Origin of the sequence: Roseomonas sp. KE0001 (assembly GCF_016107285.1) — a bacterium.
Taxonomy (GTDB): domain Bacteria; phylum Pseudomonadota; class Alphaproteobacteria; order Acetobacterales; family Acetobacteraceae; genus Pseudoroseomonas.
Genome location: NZ_RCVQ01000001.1, coordinates 695,964 through 711,614 on the forward strand (window position 1 = coordinate 695,964; position 15,651 = coordinate 711,614).

General features: G+C 68.9%; 14 protein-coding genes. 4 read left to right on the plus strand and 10 right to left on the minus strand.

The window, feature by feature from the left end:
* Window positions 1–8 precede the first annotated feature (8 nt).
* From metG to mazG, 4 genes are read left to right on the plus strand one after another with little or no spacing between them, the layout of a single operon-like run.
* Window positions 9–1,547, plus strand: a complete 1,539-nt coding sequence (gene metG / locus D9598_RS03265) for a methionine--tRNA ligase (protein WP_198364940.1) — start codon at window positions 9–11, stop codon at window positions 1,545–1,547.
* Window positions 1,547–2,317, plus strand: a complete 771-nt coding sequence (locus D9598_RS03270) for a TatD family hydrolase (RefSeq protein WP_198364941.1) — start codon at window positions 1,547–1,549, stop codon at window positions 2,315–2,317. Before metG ends, D9598_RS03270 begins: the two co-directional genes overlap by 1 nt.
* A 49-nt stretch (window positions 2,318–2,366) precedes the next feature.
* Entirely contained in the window at window positions 2,367–3,125 is a 759-nt protein-coding gene (locus tag D9598_RS03275; RefSeq protein ID WP_370591922.1) for an MBL fold metallo-hydrolase, read from the plus strand.
* Window positions 3,126–3,170: 45 nt separating this feature from the next.
* Window positions 3,171–3,965 (plus strand): nucleoside triphosphate pyrophosphohydrolase, encoded by a 795-nt coding sequence (gene mazG, locus D9598_RS03280; RefSeq protein WP_198364943.1) that lies wholly within the window; start codon window positions 3,171–3,173, stop codon window positions 3,963–3,965.
* Between the two features lie 23 nt (window positions 3,966–3,988).
* Here the strand turns inward: mazG and D9598_RS03285 are convergent, their stop codons facing one another.
* The 10 genes from D9598_RS03285 to dusB form a co-directional block, all read right to left on the minus strand.
* Window positions 3,989–4,816 carry an inositol monophosphatase family protein gene (locus D9598_RS03285; protein ID WP_198364944.1) on the minus strand — a complete coding sequence of 276 codons (828 nt, stop codon included), beginning with the start codon at window positions 4,814–4,816 and terminating at the stop codon, window positions 3,989–3,991.
* A 16-nt stretch (window positions 4,817–4,832) separates the two neighbouring features.
* Entirely contained in the window at window positions 4,833–6,137 is a 1,305-nt protein-coding gene (gene hflX / locus D9598_RS03290; RefSeq protein WP_198364945.1) for a GTPase HflX, read from the minus strand.
* A 25-nt stretch (window positions 6,138–6,162) separates the two neighbouring features.
* Entirely contained in the window at window positions 6,163–6,492 is a 330-nt protein-coding gene (gene hfq / locus D9598_RS03295; protein WP_198364946.1) for an RNA chaperone Hfq, read from the minus strand.
* 105 nt (window positions 6,493–6,597) lie between these two features.
* Window positions 6,598–7,269, minus strand: a complete 672-nt coding sequence (locus D9598_RS03300) for an HAD family hydrolase (RefSeq protein WP_198364947.1) — start codon at window positions 7,267–7,269, stop codon at window positions 6,598–6,600.
* Complete coding sequence (locus tag D9598_RS03305) at window positions 7,266–8,138, minus strand: D-amino-acid transaminase (RefSeq protein ID WP_198364948.1); 873 nt, start codon at window positions 8,136–8,138, stop codon at window positions 7,266–7,268. The genes D9598_RS03300 and D9598_RS03305 overlap by 4 nt, the downstream gene beginning before the upstream one ends.
* An 81-nt stretch (window positions 8,139–8,219) precedes the next feature.
* Window positions 8,220–9,620, minus strand: coding sequence for a sigma-54 dependent transcriptional regulator (locus D9598_RS03310; RefSeq protein ID WP_198364949.1), 1,401 nt, complete (start codon window positions 9,618–9,620; stop codon window positions 8,220–8,222).
* Window positions 9,610–11,910, minus strand: coding sequence for a PAS domain-containing sensor histidine kinase (locus D9598_RS03315; protein WP_198364950.1), 2,301 nt, complete (start codon window positions 11,908–11,910; stop codon window positions 9,610–9,612). The genes D9598_RS03310 and D9598_RS03315 overlap by 11 nt, the downstream gene beginning before the upstream one ends.
* Complete coding sequence (gene ntrC / locus D9598_RS03320) at window positions 11,910–13,349, minus strand: nitrogen regulation protein NR(I) (RefSeq protein ID WP_198364951.1); 1,440 nt, start codon at window positions 13,347–13,349, stop codon at window positions 11,910–11,912. The genes D9598_RS03315 and ntrC overlap by 1 nt, the downstream gene beginning before the upstream one ends.
* A complete protein-coding gene (locus D9598_RS03325; RefSeq protein WP_198364952.1) occupies window positions 13,346–14,491 on the minus strand; it encodes a nitrogen regulation protein NR(II) in 1,146 nt (381 codons plus the stop codon). Before D9598_RS03325 ends, ntrC begins: the two co-directional genes overlap by 4 nt.
* Complete coding sequence (gene dusB, locus D9598_RS03330; protein WP_198364953.1) at window positions 14,488–15,567, minus strand: tRNA dihydrouridine synthase DusB; 1,080 nt, start codon at window positions 15,565–15,567, stop codon at window positions 14,488–14,490. The genes D9598_RS03325 and dusB overlap by 4 nt, the downstream gene beginning before the upstream one ends.
* Between the last annotated feature and the right edge of the window lie 84 nt (window positions 15,568–15,651).

Consider the following 15,651-nt stretch of genomic DNA (forward strand, 5'->3'; position numbering starts at 1 on the left):
CCTGAACGATGACGAGCGAATCCCGCTCCTACCTGACCACACCGATCTATTACGTCAACGACAAGCCGCATATCGGCCATGCCTATACCTCTCTCGCGGCCGATGTGATGGCGCGTTGGCGGCGGATGTCGGGGCAGGAGGTTTTCTTCCTGACCGGCACCGACGAGCACGGTCAGAAGGTCGAGAAGGCCGCCGAGGCGCGGGGGATGCAGCCGCAGGCCTTCACCGACATGGTGAGCGAGGCCTTCCGCGAACTGGCCGCCCGCATGAACTACTCGAATGACGCCTTCATCCGCACCACGGAGGAGCGGCACAAGAGGGCCTGCGCCGCGCTCTGGACCCGGCTGCAGGAGAGGGGCGAGATCTACCTCGGCCATTACGAGGGCTGGTACGCGGTCCGTGACGAGGCCTTCTACGGGCCCGACGAGATCACGGAGAAGGACGGGCAGAAGTTCGCTCCGACCGGCGCGCCGGTCGAATGGGTGAGGGAGCCTTCCTACTTCTTCCGGCTCTCGGCCTGGCAGGACAGGCTCCTCGCCTTCTACGAGGCGCATCCGGATTTCATCGCGCCTGGCACCCGGCGCAACGAGGTGATCAGCTTCGTCAGGAGCGGGCTCAGCGACCTCTCCATCTCCCGCACCTCCTTCAAATGGGGCGTCAAGGTGCCGGGCGACGATGCCCATGTGATGTATGTGTGGCTCGATGCCCTGACGAACTACATCACCGCCCTCGGCTATCCCGACGAGACCGGTGAGCTCTGGAAGTTCTGGCCGGCCGACGTGCATTTCGTCGGCAAGGATATCCTGCGCTTCCATGCCATCTACTGGCCGGCGTTCCTGATGGCCGCCGACCTGCCGCCGCCCCGCCGCATCTTCGCGCATGGCTGGTGGACCAATGAGGGGCAGAAGATCTCCAAGTCGGTCGGCAACGTCATCGATCCCCTGGCGCTGATCGACGAATTCGGGCTGGATCCGGTACGGTTCTTCCTGCTGCGCGAGGTGCCCTTCGGCAATGACGGCGATTTCAGTCGCCGTGCGCTGATCGGACGCCTGAACAGCGAGTTGGCCAATGATCTGGGCAATCTGGCACAGCGCAGCCTGGCGCTGATTCAGAAGAACTGCGAGGGCCGGCTGCCTGCTGCCGGGCCGGAGCTGCCGGCGGATGGCGAGGTGCTGGATGCCATCCGCGCCCTTCCGGGCCAGGTCGACGAGGCGCTGGGCCGCCAGGCCTTCCATGAGGCGCTGGAGCGCATCTGGGTGGTGACGCGGCTGGGCAACTCCTGGATCGACGCACAGAAGCCGTGGTCGCTGAAGAAGACCGATCCGGCCCGCATGCTGTCCGTGCTGCGGCATCTGCACAGCCTGCTGCGCTGCCTCGCCACGGTGCTGCTGCCTTTCATGCCGGGGACCATGGCCCGCATGCTCGACCAGCTCGGCGTGCCCGAGGGCAGGCGCGGCCTTGCGGCGCTCGCCAGCCCCATGCCCGACGGGACGGCGCTGCCGCCGCCCAGCCCTCTGTTCCAGAAAATCCAGGACGAGGCGGCCTGATGCTGGTCGATAGCCACTGCCATCTCGACTACTTCAACGATGAGGAGATCCGGGACATCCTCGGCCGCGCCGCCGAGGCAGGTGTGGGAGAGATGGTCACCATTGGCGTGCGGATGAGCCAGGCCGCCGACGTTAAATCGATATCGGAACGATTCCCCGGGGTTTGGGCCACTGTCGGCGTGCATCCCCAGAATGTGGGGGAAAGCCCGCTGCCCGAGGTGGCGGAGATCGTTGCCGCCGCCGGGCATCCGCGCGTCGTCGGCATCGGCGAGAGCGGGCTGGACTACTTCTACGACAAGGCGCCGCGGGCGGTTCAGCAGGAGGGCTTCCGGCGGCATATCCGCGCCGCTCGCCAGACCGGCCTGCCGCTGGTCGTGCACGCGCGGGACGCGGACCAGGATATCGGGGACATCCTGCGGGAGGAGCGCGCCGACGGCGCCTTCTCCTTCGTGCTGCATTGCTTCAGCTCCGGCCGCGGGCTGGCGGAGGAGGCGATCGCCATGGGGGGATACGTGTCCTTCTCGGGCATGCTGACCTTCCCGAAGTCGCAGGAGATCCGCGACATCGCCCGGGACATGCCGAAGGACCGCATCCTGGTCGAAACGGACTCGCCCTATCTGGCACCGGTGCCGTTCCGGGGGAAGCGCAACGAACCGTCCTATGTCCGCCATACGGCGCGCGTCCTCGCCGGGCTGCACGACATGGACGAGGAAGCCATGGCCGCGCTGACCACCACGAATTTCCGGCGCCTTTTCAGCAAGGCGGCCTAGGCCCTTGTCGTTGAAGGTCTCTGTCCTGGGCTGCGGAGGCTCCGCCGGCGTGCCGCAGATCGGTGGCCCGGATGGGTTGGGCGACTGGGGGCACTGCGATCCTGGCGAGCCGCGCAACCGCCGCAAGCGATCCTCGATCCTGATCGAGGGCGCGGATGGCCGCCGCCTGCTGGTCGATGCCGGGCCCGATCTCCGGCAGCAACTGCTGGAGAATGGCATAGGGCGGCTGGACTGCCTCCTGGTGACGCATGGACATGCCGATCACATCATGGGGCTGGATGAGCTGCGGCCGATCAACCGGGTGCTGGGCGAAGCCCTGCCGCTGCTCGCGACGCCGGAGACGCTGGCGGAGCTTCAGGCCCGCTTCGAATATGTCTTCCGCCCGCCGACGCCGCCGATCTTCTTCCGGCCGGCGCTGACGCCGGTCGCCGTGGCGCCGGGGCGGACGGTCGAGGCGGCCGGGATGGCGGTCCGGCTTTTCCGGCAGGACCACAAGGTCATGGAGACGCTCGGCCTGCGGATTGGCGGCTTCGCTTACTCCACGGATGTCGTCGCCATGCCGGAGGAGAGCATGGCGATGCTGGGCGGTCTGGATACCTGGATCGTCGGCTGCTTCCAGCGGCGGCCGCACGCCGTGCATGCGCATCTGGACAAGGTGCTGGACTGGGTGGCCGCGCTGAAGCCGCGTCGCACGGTCCTGACCCATATGGGCACGGACATGGACTGGTCCTGGCTGCGTGCGAACCTGCCGGATGGGGTGGAAGCCGCGCATGACGGCATGCAGCTAACCATTCCTGCCGCCACCTAGATTTTACATAATCTTCCTTATGCGGCAATCAGAGGTACGACTTCCATGACCGATGCGGCGGCCCCCCTTCTTCGCCTGCTGGACATCATGCGGCGGCTGCGCGCACCCGATGGCTGCCCCTGGGACCGGGAGCAGGACTTCGCCTCCATCGCGCCCTACACGATCGAGGAGGCCTATGAGGTCGCCGATGCCATAAGCCGTGATGATCCGGCGGCGCTCCAGGACGAGCTGGGAGATCTGCTGTTCCAGGTCGTCTATCACGCCCAGATGGCACAGGAGGCCGGCAGCTTCGGCTTTGCCGATGTGGCGCGCGGCATCGGCGACAAGATGATCCGCCGCCACCCCCATGTCTTCGGTGAGGCGGCGACGCGCGACAGCGCGGAGCAGACCGTGGCCTGGGAAGCCCAGAAACAGCGTGAGCGGCAGGCGCGTGCCGAGACGGGAACCCTGGCGGGGCTGCCCTCCACCCTGCCCGCCCTGACACGCGCGGCCAAGCTGACGCGCCGCGCCGCGCGCGTCGGCTTCGACTGGCCGGATGCCGACTCGGTGTTCGATAAGCTGGAGGAGGAAGCCCGGGAGCTTCGCGCGGAATTGCCGGGCGCCTCGCGGGGGCGGCTCGCGGACGAGTTGGGCGATCTGCTTTTCGTCCTCGCCAATCTGGCCCGCAAGCTCGATCTCGACCCGGAGGCCTGCCTGCGCGGCGCCAACGCCAAGTTCGAACGGCGCTTCCAGGCCGTGGAAGGCAAGTTGGCCCGGCAGGGCCAATCGCCCGCCGACGTGTCCCTCGACGTCATGGAGGCGGCCTGGCAGGCGGTTAAGAAGGAGGAAGCCGCCGGCTGAACCGGCCGGCTTCCGCGAGCCCGCTACTCTCCCAGCAGGGCCTCGCGCGCCTCGTGCCAGCTTGCCTCGTCCGGCGCGGCGATCAGGCCCCCGTCACGGTGCTCGGCCCGGTAGGCGCTGCCATCGAAGCGGGCGCTGTAACCGCCGGCCTCGCGATGCAGGAGCCAGCCGGGCAGATGGTCCCACGGCATGAGGCGGTTGTAGACGACGATATGCGCGCCGCCGGAAGCAACCAGGCGATACTCATGCGCCGCGCAGCGAAACTGAACACCGCTGGCCAGGCGTGAGAGCCGCTGCGTGATCCGGCTGCGGTAGGGCTCGCTCATCCAGGTCCAGGAAACGGCGCCGGTCATCTGATGGACAGGCACCGGACGGGCCACCTTCAGATCAGCCCTGTGCCCATCCGGGGCCTCGATCCAGGCACCCTCCCCCCGCAGCGCGATGGCGGTGTCATCGCCCAGCGGATCGTGGATCCAGGCCGCCACCACCTCGCCGCGCCGGATGGCGGCCGCCATGCAGCCGAACAGGGGCACACCGGCGGCGAAGTTGGCGGTGCCATCGACCGGATCGACGACGAAGGCCAGATCGGCACCCAGCAGCCTGTCCAACAGGCTGGCATCGACCGCGCAGGCCTCCTCGCCCACGACGACGCAGCCAGGATAGCGGCGCTCCAGCTCGGCGGTGATCCGCCGCTCCGCGGCCTCATCGGCATCCGTCACGAGGTCGATCGGGCTCGACTTGCTGCGGACCTCCCCCGCCGCGAGGCGGCGGAACCGCGGCAGGATCTCGGCACGGGACGCATCGCGCAGAACCGTGGCGATCTCGGTGGCCTGGGCCTGGTCGAAAGGCATGGAATGCTGCTCCAGTTCAGATCCGCTCGAAGCGGGCACGATCGGCGGGGGAAAGCCGCACGGTCAGTCGGATGACGTCCTCGGCGTCCCGCCGGTCCAGCACCTCGCCATGCTCGTAGAGCCAGGCCAGACGCGCGCCGTCGGCGGGCGCCAGGCTGTACTCGGCCGTCTCCATGCCGGCCGCGAGTCGGCTGTCGAGCGCCGCCCGGAGGCTGTCGAGCCCCTCCCCGGTCAGCGCAGAGACGGCGACTGCCTGGGTGCCGTCGTCGCCCGGCACCGCCTCGATGCCGCCGAGCAGATCCGCCTTGTTCAGCACCTCGATGGTGCGGGTCGGCCAGTTCTCGTCGAGGGCCGGATCGGGGCCGCTGGCCATCTCGGCAAGCACGCCGATGACATCGGCCCGCTGCGCCGTCGTGTCCGGATGCGCCACGTCCCGCACGTGCAGGATGATGTCGGCGGAGGCCACCTCCTCGAGCGTCGCCCGGAACGCCTCGATGAGCTGCGTCGGCAGATCGCTGATGAAACCCACCGTGTCGGACAGGATGACGGTCCGCCCGCTCGGCAGGCGGATGGCGCGCATCGTCGGGTCGAGCGTCGCGAAGAGCTGGTCCTGGGCATAGACGCCAGCCCCGGTCAGGGCATTGAAAAGCGTCGATTTGCCCGCGTTGGTGTAGCCCACCAGAGCGACCACCGGGAATGGAACCCGCGTGCGCGCCGCCCGGTGCAATCCCCGCGTCCGGCGAACCTGCTCAAGCTCGCGCTTCAGCTTGACGATGCGTTCGCCGATCAGCCGCCGGTCGATCTCGATCTGGCTTTCGCCAGGACCGCCCAGGAAGCCGAAGCCGCCCCGCTGACGCTCCAGATGGGTCCAGGAGCGGACGAGGCGCGTGCGCTGATACTCAAGATGCGCCAGCTCGACCTGCAGGCTGCCCTCCCGTGTCCGGGCGCGCTCGCCGAAGATCTCCAGGATCAGCCCGGTCCGGTCGATGACCTTGCAGTCCCAGGCACGCTCGAGATTGCGCTGCTGCACCGGCGTCAGGGCGGCATCGACCACCACGACGCCGACCTTGTGCTCGGCGATGGCTTCCCGGGCTGCATCGACCTGCCCTTCCCCCAGCAGCGTGGAAGGACGGCGCGCGCGGAGCGGCAGCACGGCGCTGTGGACGATGGTCAGGCCGATCGACGCGGCCAGCCCGACGGCTTCCGCCAGCCGGGCTTCGGCCGCGCGGTGGGCGGCGCGGCTTTCGGGGAACTGGATGATGCCCTCGGCGCCAGCCTGGCGCGTCGAGCGTTCATGCGGCAGCAGGACGGCGGCAAGCATCGGCTTGTCGCCGCCCTGGCCAATGTCAGTCGGAGGAGCCGACAGGGTTAACCTCACGTTGCAGGGTCATGGTGCCTTCTCGCGGCGGCGTGGTCCCGCCTTGCGGCTGGGCCGCGCCGGCGGCCGAGGCATCGAACAGCATGATCGGCGCACCGGGCATGACGGTGCTGATGGCATGCTTATAGACCAGTTGGGTGTGCCCGTCCCGACGCAGCAGGACAGAAAAATTGTCGAACCAGGTGATGATGCCCTGCAGCTTCACGCCATTGACCAGGAAGATGGTCACCGGCGTCTTGCTCTTGCGGACATGGTTCAGGAAGACATCCTGAACATTCTGGGACTTCTCGGCGGCCATGGGCTCGGTCCTTCTTTTTCTTGGCGAGGCATGCGGGCACCTCTGCGGGGCCGCGCACGGAACGACGCCCCGGCAGGCAGGTTGCCTGCCGGTTCGCGGGCAAGATCAGGCAAGTGGGGGGGGTTTGGCAAGGCCGCGCAGATGGCGGGCCAGGATATGCCCATCCGCGAAGGCGGCGTCCGGGGCCAGCGCCGCCACGCCGCCATCATGCCCGGCATCTCCAATCAGGATGGCGGTGCAGCCCGCGGCACGCGCCGCCTCCATGTCCACGCCGGTATCGCCCACGAACCAGACCGCCGGACCCGGCGCGACGCCCAGCTGGCGCAGGGCCATGAAAATGGGCGCCGGATGAGGCTTGTCCGCTTCCGCGTCGCCGGCGCCGACCAGGGCGGCGAAGAACCCGCTCCAGCCGAGATGGCCCGCCTCGGCCCGCAGGATCGGCCCCTGCTTGTTGGACACGACGCCGAGCGGCCAGGGCCGCGCCGCCCGGAGCGCGGCCTCCGTGCCAGCCAGCGGCGTCACGAATTCGAGATGGCGGGCGCGCACCTCCGCGTAGAAGGCGTCACGGGCCCTTTCCCATTCGGCGCCGAAGATCGCCGGAAAGGCGTCACGCAGGGAGAGGCGGGCGCGGGCGCGCACCTCCTCCAGGCTCCACTCCGGCATGCCGAAGGCCCGCAGCGCCGCGTTCATTCCGGCCTGCACGCCTCTCCAGGCGTCGACCAGCGTGTTGTCCCAGTCCCACAGGATGGCGGCGGGTGGCGGAAGATGGGCGCTCAAGCGGCGTTCTTCAGGGCGCCCGTCACGTGACGGGAGAAGATGTCGAACAACCGCCGGGTCACCGGCCCCGGAGCGCCGTCGCCCACCGGCCGTCCGTCGATCCGCAGGATGGGCTTCACGAAGGAGGTGGCGGAGGTGATAAAGGCCTCCCGGGCCCGTGCCAGATCCTCCAGCGTGAACGGCGTCTCGTCATAGGAAATCGCCGCCTGGCGCAGCTCGGCCATCAATGCGCCGCGGGTGCAGCCCGGCAGGATGTCGTGCGAGAGGGGGCGGGTCCGGATGCGGCCGGCCTCATCGACGATCCAGAAGGTGGTCGCCGCCCCTTCGGTCACGAAGCCGCTCTCCTCCTCGTAGAGGATGGCCTCGATGGCGCCCTGCTCGCGGGCCGCCTGGCGCGCCAGGACGTTCGGCAACAGGTTCAGGCTCTTGATGTCGCGCCGCGCCCAGCGAAGATCGGGCAGGGTGATGGCGTCGCCGCCCCAGCCGTCGATGCTGCGCGGATAGGGCTTGATCCGCTTGACGGTCACCACCAGGGCCGGCGCGACCGGCTCGGCAGGGAACGGATGGTCGCGCCGGGCCACGCCCCTCGTCACCTGCATGTAGAGGAGGCCCTCGGTCACCCGGTTCCTGCGCGCCACTTCCAGCAGGACATGGGACAGCGCCTGCCGGGACAATGGCATGGGGAGGCGGATCTCCCGCAGAGAGCGCTCGAGCCGGTCAAGGTGGCGGTCCTCGTCGACGAAGCGCCCACCATAGAGGTGCACGACCTCGTAGATACCGTCCCCGAACTGATAGCCGCGATCCTCGACGTTCACGCTGGCATGGCGCTGCGGGACATAGCGGCCATTGACATAGGCGATACGGGACATGCCCAAGGCTCTTCCTGATGATGGAGCGAGATGAACGGCATGGCCACGGCCGGCCGGCCATGGCCATGGCCGGGTGGAGGGTCAGACCTGCGGTGCCCGGTCCTCGGCCTGCACCCCCAGGAACTTCAGCTTGCGGTGCAGGGCGCTGCGCTCCATGCCGACAAAATTGGCCGTGCGGCTGATATTGCCGCCGAAGCGGAGCAGCTGCGCCTCCAGATACTGCTTCTCGAACAATTCCCTCGCCTCGCGCAGCGGCAGCGTCATGATCTCGCTCGAACGGTCGAGCTTTAGCGCCGCCGGGGCCGCGGAGCCCACCTCGGGCGGCAGCATCTCGGGCCGGATCGGCTCTCCCGGCCCGCCCGGCGCCATGATCAGCAGCCAGTCGACGAGGTTGCGAAGCTGGCGGACATTCCCCGGCCAGTCATAGGCCTGCATGGTGGCCAGCACATCCTCGGACAGCTCGCGCGCCGGAACGCCCGAGGTTTCGGCGGAGCGGGCCATGAAATGGCGGGCCAGGATCGGCACATCCTCACGCCGCTCCCGCAGGGCCGGGACGCGCAGCGGAACCACGGCCAGGCGGTAGAAGAGGTCCTCGCGGAAGCGGCCGGCCGCGATCTCGGCCGAGAGATCGCGATTGGTCGTAGTCAGGACCCGGACATCGACCTTCACCCGGGTCGCGCCGCCCACTCGCTCGAAACCCTGCTCCTGCAACGCGCGGACGATCTTGCCCTGGGTCTCCAGGGGCATGTCGGCCACCTCGTCCAGCAGCAGCGTCCCGCCATGCGCCCGCTCCAGGACGCCCGCCCGGCGCGGCGAGGCCTGGGCGTCCGCGCCGGCCTCGACGCCAAAAAGCTCCTCCTCGAACCGCGCCGGGTTGAGGGTGGCGCAGTTGAGGGCGACGAAGGGCTCGGAGTTCCGGCGCGATCGCGCATGGATCATCCGTGCCGCGATCTCCTTGCCGGCCCCGGCCGGCCCCGAGATCAGGACCCGGCTCCCCGTGGGCGCCACGCGCTCGATGGCGGCCCGCAGTTGGACAACCTGGGAGGAAGCGCCGAGCAGTTCGGTCTCCACCCCGGCGCGCAGCTTGAGCTCGCTGACCTCGCGCTTCAACCGCGCCGCTTCCAGGGCGCGCTCGACGATCAGGATGAGGCGGTCCGACTTGAACGGCTTCTCGATGAAGTCATAGGCGCCCTGCTGGATCGCCTGCACGGCCGTCTCGATGGTCCCATGGCCGGAGATCATCACCACCGGCACCTGGGGCTCCTCCCTCTGCATGGCCTCCAGGATACCGAGGCCGTCGAGGCGGGAGTTCTGCAGCCAGATGTCCAGAATGACGAGATTGGGCCGCCGGGCGCGGAACGCCGCCAGGGCAGTGTCGGAATTCTGTGCGGCGCGGGTCTCGTAGCCTTCGTCCGAGAGGATGCCCTCGATCAGCGCGCGAATGTCCGGTTCGTCATCGACGATCAGGATGTCATGCGCCATGTCGTTGCATCTCCGTGCTTCTCCCCCCGGTGTCCGCGGCGGCGGTCACGTGGCCGCGCAGCGGCAGCATCAGTGCCGCGCGGGTTCCGGACGCGCCGCCCTCCCCTGTTGCCGCCCGCTCGGTCAGCACCAGCCTACCGCCGTGGTCCTCCATGATCTTCTTGACAATGGCAAGACCAAGGCCGGTCCCTTTCGGCTTGTGGGTCACATACGGTTCTGTGAGCCGCTCCCGTTCCTCGCCTTGCGGCAGGCCTACTCCATTGTCCTCCACCGCCAGGGTGACCCAGTCCTCGCCTGGCTCGACCGAGAGCCGGATGTACCCCGGCGAGGCCGTCCCGCCCTCGGCCTCCTCGGCCTGCCGGCGCATGACCACCGCGTCCGCCGCATTGGCCAGGAGATTGGTGAGGGCCTGGCCGATAAGCCTCCGGTCGCAGGGCACGCGCGGCGCCTGGGCTGGGATGTCCGTCCGATAGGCGATGTCCGGATGCGCGTTCTGCTGCAGGATCAGCGCCTCGCGCGCCACCTGATCCATGGGCTCGGGGCGGATCACGGGTTGCGGCATACGGGCGAAGGCGGAGAACTCGTCCACCATGCGCCCGATGTCGCCGACCTGCCGGACGATGGTGTCGGTGCAGGCCGTGAAGGTTTCCGGATCGGACTGGATCTCCTTCAGATAGCGACGCTTGAGCCGTTCGGCGGAAAGCTGGATGGGCGTCAGCGGATTCTTGATCTCATGGGCGATCCGGCGCGCGACATCGGCCCAGGCCGCCTTGCGCTGTGCCGAGAGAAGCTCGGAGATGTCGTCGAAAGTCAGCACGAAGCCCACGACCTGGCCGCGCTGGGTCTCCGCCCCGATCCGGGCCAGCAGCGTGCGGCGGTCGCTATGCGGCCCGATGCGGATCTCGCTGGTCCGCGTGCGGTCTGGCGTGGTCAGCGCGGGTTCCAGGAAGCTCGCGAATTCTGGGACGACATCGGAAAGGCGGCGCCCCAGCTCGGCGTCTAGATCGATGCCAAGTAGTTCGCTGGCACGTCGGTTCGGCAGGTTCACGCGGCCTTCGGAATCGAGGCCGACCACGCCCGCCGAGACGCCGGACAGGACGGTTTCGGTGAAGCGCCGCCGCTCGTCGATCTGTCGATAGGCCTCGAGCAACTCGCTGCGCTGCGCGGCAAGCTGATTGGTCATGCGATTGAAGGCACGGGAGAGCGTGCCGACCTCGTCATCCCCCTCGCCCTCCGTGACGCGAACCCCGAGGTCGCCGCCCCGGACCCTGTCGGCCGCGACGATCAGCCGGGACAGCGGCCGCGCGATCTGATTGGCGATCACCAGGCCGATGAGCACGGCCGCCATCAGGACCAGCAGCGCGGCGATGGCGAAGATCATCACGAAGGTGATCTGCAGGCCCGACCGGTTCCGGTCGAGCTGGTCGTACTGCTGGAAGGCAAGCTCGGTCCGCTGCATGTGCTCGATCACGCCGGGATCGACGGGACGGCCGATCAGCAGCATCAGCCCGGGGCCGATATCGAGCTCCACCAGCGCCCGGACCCGCCCTTCCTCGGATTCGCCCGGCAGCACCGCCACCTCGCCGCTGCGGGCGAGTTCCATGGCCCAGGCCGGCAGCGGATCGAGCACCAGGCTCGTGGTCAGCCCGGCATGGGAGATGACCCGGTTGAGGGTGGGCTCGAAGACCACCGAGTCCGTCAGCCCACGCAGTGCCGTGTGGGTCGCCAGGATTTGCGCGAAGGCATACTGGTTCTCATCCAGCAGCCGGCCGGCGCGGTTCAGGTCCGCGGCCATGGCCAGGGCATCGGCGCGGATCGTGTTGCGATGCTCGTCCAGATAGGCGCGGGAGGCGACGAGACTGGCCTCCAGCGTGCTGCGGACGCGATCGCTGAACCAGTTCTGGATGCCGAGGTTGAAGAACACCGCGGCGAAGATGGCGACCAGCAGGGCCGGCACGACGGCCACGACGCTGAACAGCATCACCAGCCGCACATGCAGGCGCGAGCCGGCCGAGCCGCGCCGGCGTTCGGCCCAGACCCGGACCAGCCGGACGATCAGCGAGACGGCCAGGAGCAGCAGGAAGACGGCATTGACCAGCACCATGGCCACGATCTGGCCCGGGCTGGTCGGTCCGAAGGGGCTGCCGCCTGACAGCAGGGTGAAGGTGCCGATGCCGAGGAGCAGGGCACCCACCGCCAGACACAGGGTGATGCCCCGCCCGAGAAGCAGATCGACCAGGCGACGCCCGAGGGAGGGTGGCTCGGCGCCTGGCGGGACGCTGCCCTGCATCACGACAGGCCGCGCACCACCGGCAGGTCGAGTTCGCGGATCTTCTTCCGCAGCGTGTTCCTGTTCAGGCCCAGCATGGCCGCCGCCTTGATCTGATTGCCGCGCGTCGCCGCCAGCGCCAGCCGCAGCAGCGGGCGCTCCACCTCGGCCAGGACACGCTCGTAGAGGTCGCGCACCGGCAGGCCATCCTTCTGCGCCGCGACGAAGCTGGACAGATGCCGCTCGACCGCCTGCTCCAGCGTCTCCGGCGAGCGCGCCTCCGGCGAGGCGATGGGCTCGGCCTCGAGAAGCTCGGCGTTCACCGCGTCGGCGCCGATGATCTCCTGCGGATACAGGGCCGCCAGACGGCGCATCAGATTCTCCAGCTCGCGCGCATTGCCGGGCCAGGAGTGCTGTCGCAGCCGGTCGAGGGCATCGGGGTCCAGCTGCTTGCCGGGAAGCCCGGAGGCCTTCGCGCGATCGAGGAAATGCCGCGCCAGAAGCGGAATGTCCTCGATGCGCTCGCGCAGCGGCGGCAGGCGGATGGGCACGACGTTCAGGCGGTAGAACAGATCCTCGCGGAAGAGGCCCTGACGGATCGCCTGTCGGAGGTCGCGATGGGTGGCCGCGACGATCCGCACATTCGCCTTGATCGGATTGCGGCCGCCGACGGTGGTGAACTCGCCTTCCTGCAGCACGCGCAGCAGGCGGGTCTGCGCCTCGGGTGGCATGTCGCCGATCTCGTCCAGGAACAGCGTGCCGCCGGCCGCCTGCTCGAAACGGCCGACGCCGCGCGCCAGCGCGCCGGTGAACGCGCCCCGCTCGTGGCCGAACAATTCGCTCTCGATCAGCTCCCGCGGGATAGCCGCCATGTTGATCGCGACGAAGGGACCGGTGCGGCGGCGGCCGTAATCGTGCAGGGCGCGCGCGACCAGCTCCTTGCCGGTGCCGCTCTCGCCGGTGATCATCACCGTGAGATCCGTCGTCGTCAGGCGCGCGACCGTGCGGTAGATTTCCTGCATGGCCGGCGAGCGGCCGATCAGGGGCAGCCGCTCGCCGCTGTCCTCCTCGTCCTCCGCGACCACGGCCGCGGGCGCCGTCAGGGCGCGGGCGACGACCGCGAGCAGTTCCTTCAGGTCGAATGGCTTCGGCAGGTACTCGAAGGCGCCGCGTTGCGCGGCTTTCAGGGCCGTCATGAAGGTGGACTGGGCCGACATCACCACGACGCGCAGGTCCGGCCTGACGCGCTTGATCCGCGGAACCAGGTCGAGCCCGTTCTCGTCGGGCATCACGACGTCGGTGATCACCAGATCGCCGCCGCCCTCCTCCACCCAGCGCCACAGCGTCGAGGCCGATGAGGTCGCACGCACCGTGTAGCCGGCACGGCCAAGCGCCTGGGAGAGCACGGTGCGGATGGCGCGGTCGTCATCGGCCACCAGGATGGTGCGGGTATCGGTCATGCGTCCTGGGTCTTGCGGGAAGAGGTGGGCTCGTTCTGCGCCACGGGAAGCGAGAGACGGAAGGTGGTGCGGCCGGGGCGGCTCTCGCATTCGATCAGGCCGCTCTGGTCGGCGACGAGCTTGGCCACGAGCGCCAGCCCCAGCCCCTGCCCGCCGCGCTTGGTGGTGACGAAGGGCTCCCAGAGGGTGGATGCCACTTCCTCGGGTATGCCGGACCCGTTGTCGCGGACGCAGACCTGGATCGGCACGTGCACCCGTTCGCGCGAGCCGGGGATGGCGATGCGAACGCCGTGATGATAGGCCGTGGACAGGTGGATCTCGCCAAACCTGGGATCGACCGCCTCGGCGGCGTTCTTGACGAGATTCAGCAGGATCTGCACCAGGAAGTCGCGATTGCCCAGGACCGGCGGCAGGGAGGGATCATAATCCTCCACGATCCGCAGGTGACTGGCGAAGCCCCGCCCCGCGATGCGGCGAACATGGTCCAGAACCTCGTGGATGTTCAGGGGGGCCCGTTCGATGGGCCGCTCGGAGAACATCTCCATGCGTTCGACAAGGTTGCGGATCCGATCGGCCTCATCCTGGATCAGGGTGCAGAGTTCCCGGTCCGCCTCGGTCGCCGACTGCTCCAGGAGTTGTGCGGCGCCCCGGATGCCGGAGAGCGGATTCTTCACCTCGTGCGCCAGCATCGCGGCCATGGCGGAAGCGCCACGCGCCGCGCCGCGGAAGTTCAACTGCCGGTCCAGTCTCTGCGCCTTGCTGCCGTCCTGCAGCGAGAGCACCACCGATCCCGCCATTTCCGGCAGCGGCGCGCCATGAGCTGCCACCCCCCGCCGATGCAGGCGCGGGCTGTCCAGCGTCAGGTCGTGATCCGAGACCGGAGCATCCAGCGCGCGAACCTGCGCGACAAGCGCGAGAAGGCGGCTGTCCTGCGGGATCAGGTCGCCCAGGGCAAGCTGGCGCAGGCTGCCCAGCGAAAGCTGGAAGAACTGCTCGGCCGCCGGATTGGCGAAGCAGAAACGATCCGCCGCATCGAGCACGATGATCGGAATGGGCACGGCGGAGAGCAAGGCGGTGGTATCCGGCAGGGGCGGTGCGCTGGCGGCGCTGGGCGCGCGCCGGGGCAGGAGGGTGCGGTTCATGCCGCCATCGCGTCCGCGTCCTGGTCCCGGAAGGCCTCCCGCACCGCTTCGACGCCCTGCTCGATCAGGGGCTCGTAGAAGGCGCGCAGGAGGCTCTCCCCGGCTTCAGGCGTCTCCGCCCGGTTCACCCGCACGCGGAACTCGGCCGAGCCCGGCAGCCCCTTGGAGTACCAGGCGAGATGCTTCCGGGCCAGGCGGACGCCGGGCTGCGTGCCGTGATGCTCGAGCATGCTGCGGTAGTGACGCAGCAGGATCTCGAACTGCGCGCGCAGATCCGGCTCCGGCAGGCGCTCCCCGGTGGTGAGGTAGGCGGCGACCTGCGGCAGCAACCAGGGGCGGCCGTAGCAGCCACGGCCGATCATCACCCCGTCGGCCCCGGACTGCCTTAGCGCCTCGGCCGCGTCCTCGGGCGTCAGGATGTCGCCATTGACAATGACGGGAAGGCCGACGGCCTCCTTGACCTGCGCGACAAAGGCCCAGTCGGCGGTGCCGGTGTAGAACATCTGCCGTGTGCGGCCATGGACCGTCACCATCCGGATGCCGCACTCCTCGGCGATCCGCGCCAGTCGCGGCGCGTTGAGGCTGCTGTGATCCCAGCCCATGCGCATCTTGAGCGTCACCGGCACCGAGACGGCGCGGACCACCCCTTCCAGGATGCGCGCGGCGTGGATCTCGTCCCGCATCAGCGCGCTGCCCGCCTGCTGGCCCAGCGCCACCTTCTTCACCGGGCAGCCGAAATTGATATCGATGATGGCGGCGCCACGATCCGCGGCGAGGCGCGCCGCCTCCCCCATCACCACCGGGTCGCAGCCGGCGAGCTGCACGCTGGCGGGCCCACCGAAGCCGTCCACCTCGGCCATCTTCAGGGTCTGGCGGTTCTCACGCACCATGGCCTGGCTGGCGATCATCTCGCTGACCACCATCGGTGCCTGCAACTCGCGGCAGAGTCTGCGGAAAGGCAGATCGGTGACGCCGGACATCGGAGCCAGGATCACCGGGGCGTCGATCTGGATCGGCCCAACGGTGATCGGCCGCAGCAGGGGCACGGCGGTGGAGGGCTGGGGAACGATGCTCATGATTTGAGCAATCTAAACGTCGAGCGGGCATTCGTCCATGCACTACCGCACAGTTGCAGGGCAACGTCGCGCCGGTCGCATTGC

Bases quoted from the DNA above. Each gene is read 5' to 3' on its own strand.
- metG (WP_198364940.1), top strand. From the start codon at position 9: ATGACGAGCGAATCCCGCTCCTACCTGACCACACCGATCTATTACGTC.
- D9598_RS03270 (WP_198364941.1), top strand. From the start codon at position 1,547: ATGCTGGTCGATAGCCACTGCCATCTCGACTACTTCAACGATGAGGAG.
- mazG (WP_198364943.1), top strand. From the start codon at position 3,171: ATGACCGATGCGGCGGCCCCCCTTCTTCGCCTGCTGGACATCATGCGG.
- D9598_RS03285 (WP_198364944.1), bottom strand. From the start codon at position 4,816: ATGCCTTTCGACCAGGCCCAGGCCACCGAGATCGCCACGGTTCTGCGC.
- hflX (WP_198364945.1), bottom strand. From the start codon at position 6,137: ATGCTTGCCGCCGTCCTGCTGCCGCATGAACGCTCGACGCGCCAGGCT.
- hfq (WP_198364946.1), bottom strand. From the start codon at position 6,492: ATGGCCGCCGAGAAGTCCCAGAATGTTCAGGATGTCTTCCTGAACCAT.
- D9598_RS03305 (WP_198364948.1), bottom strand. From the start codon at position 8,138: ATGTCCCGTATCGCCTATGTCAATGGCCGCTATGTCCCGCAGCGCCAT.
- D9598_RS03310 (WP_198364949.1), bottom strand. From the start codon at position 9,620: ATGGCGCATGACATCCTGATCGTCGATGACGAACCGGACATTCGCGCG.
- D9598_RS03315 (WP_198364950.1), bottom strand. From the start codon at position 11,910: ATGCAGGGCAGCGTCCCGCCAGGCGCCGAGCCACCCTCCCTCGGGCGT.
- ntrC (WP_198364951.1), bottom strand. From the start codon at position 13,349: ATGACCGATACCCGCACCATCCTGGTGGCCGATGACGACCGCGCCATC.
- D9598_RS03325 (WP_198364952.1), bottom strand. From the start codon at position 14,491: ATGAACCGCACCCTCCTGCCCCGGCGCGCGCCCAGCGCCGCCAGCGCA.
- dusB (WP_198364953.1), bottom strand. From the start codon at position 15,567: ATGAGCATCGTTCCCCAGCCCTCCACCGCCGTGCCCCTGCTGCGGCCG.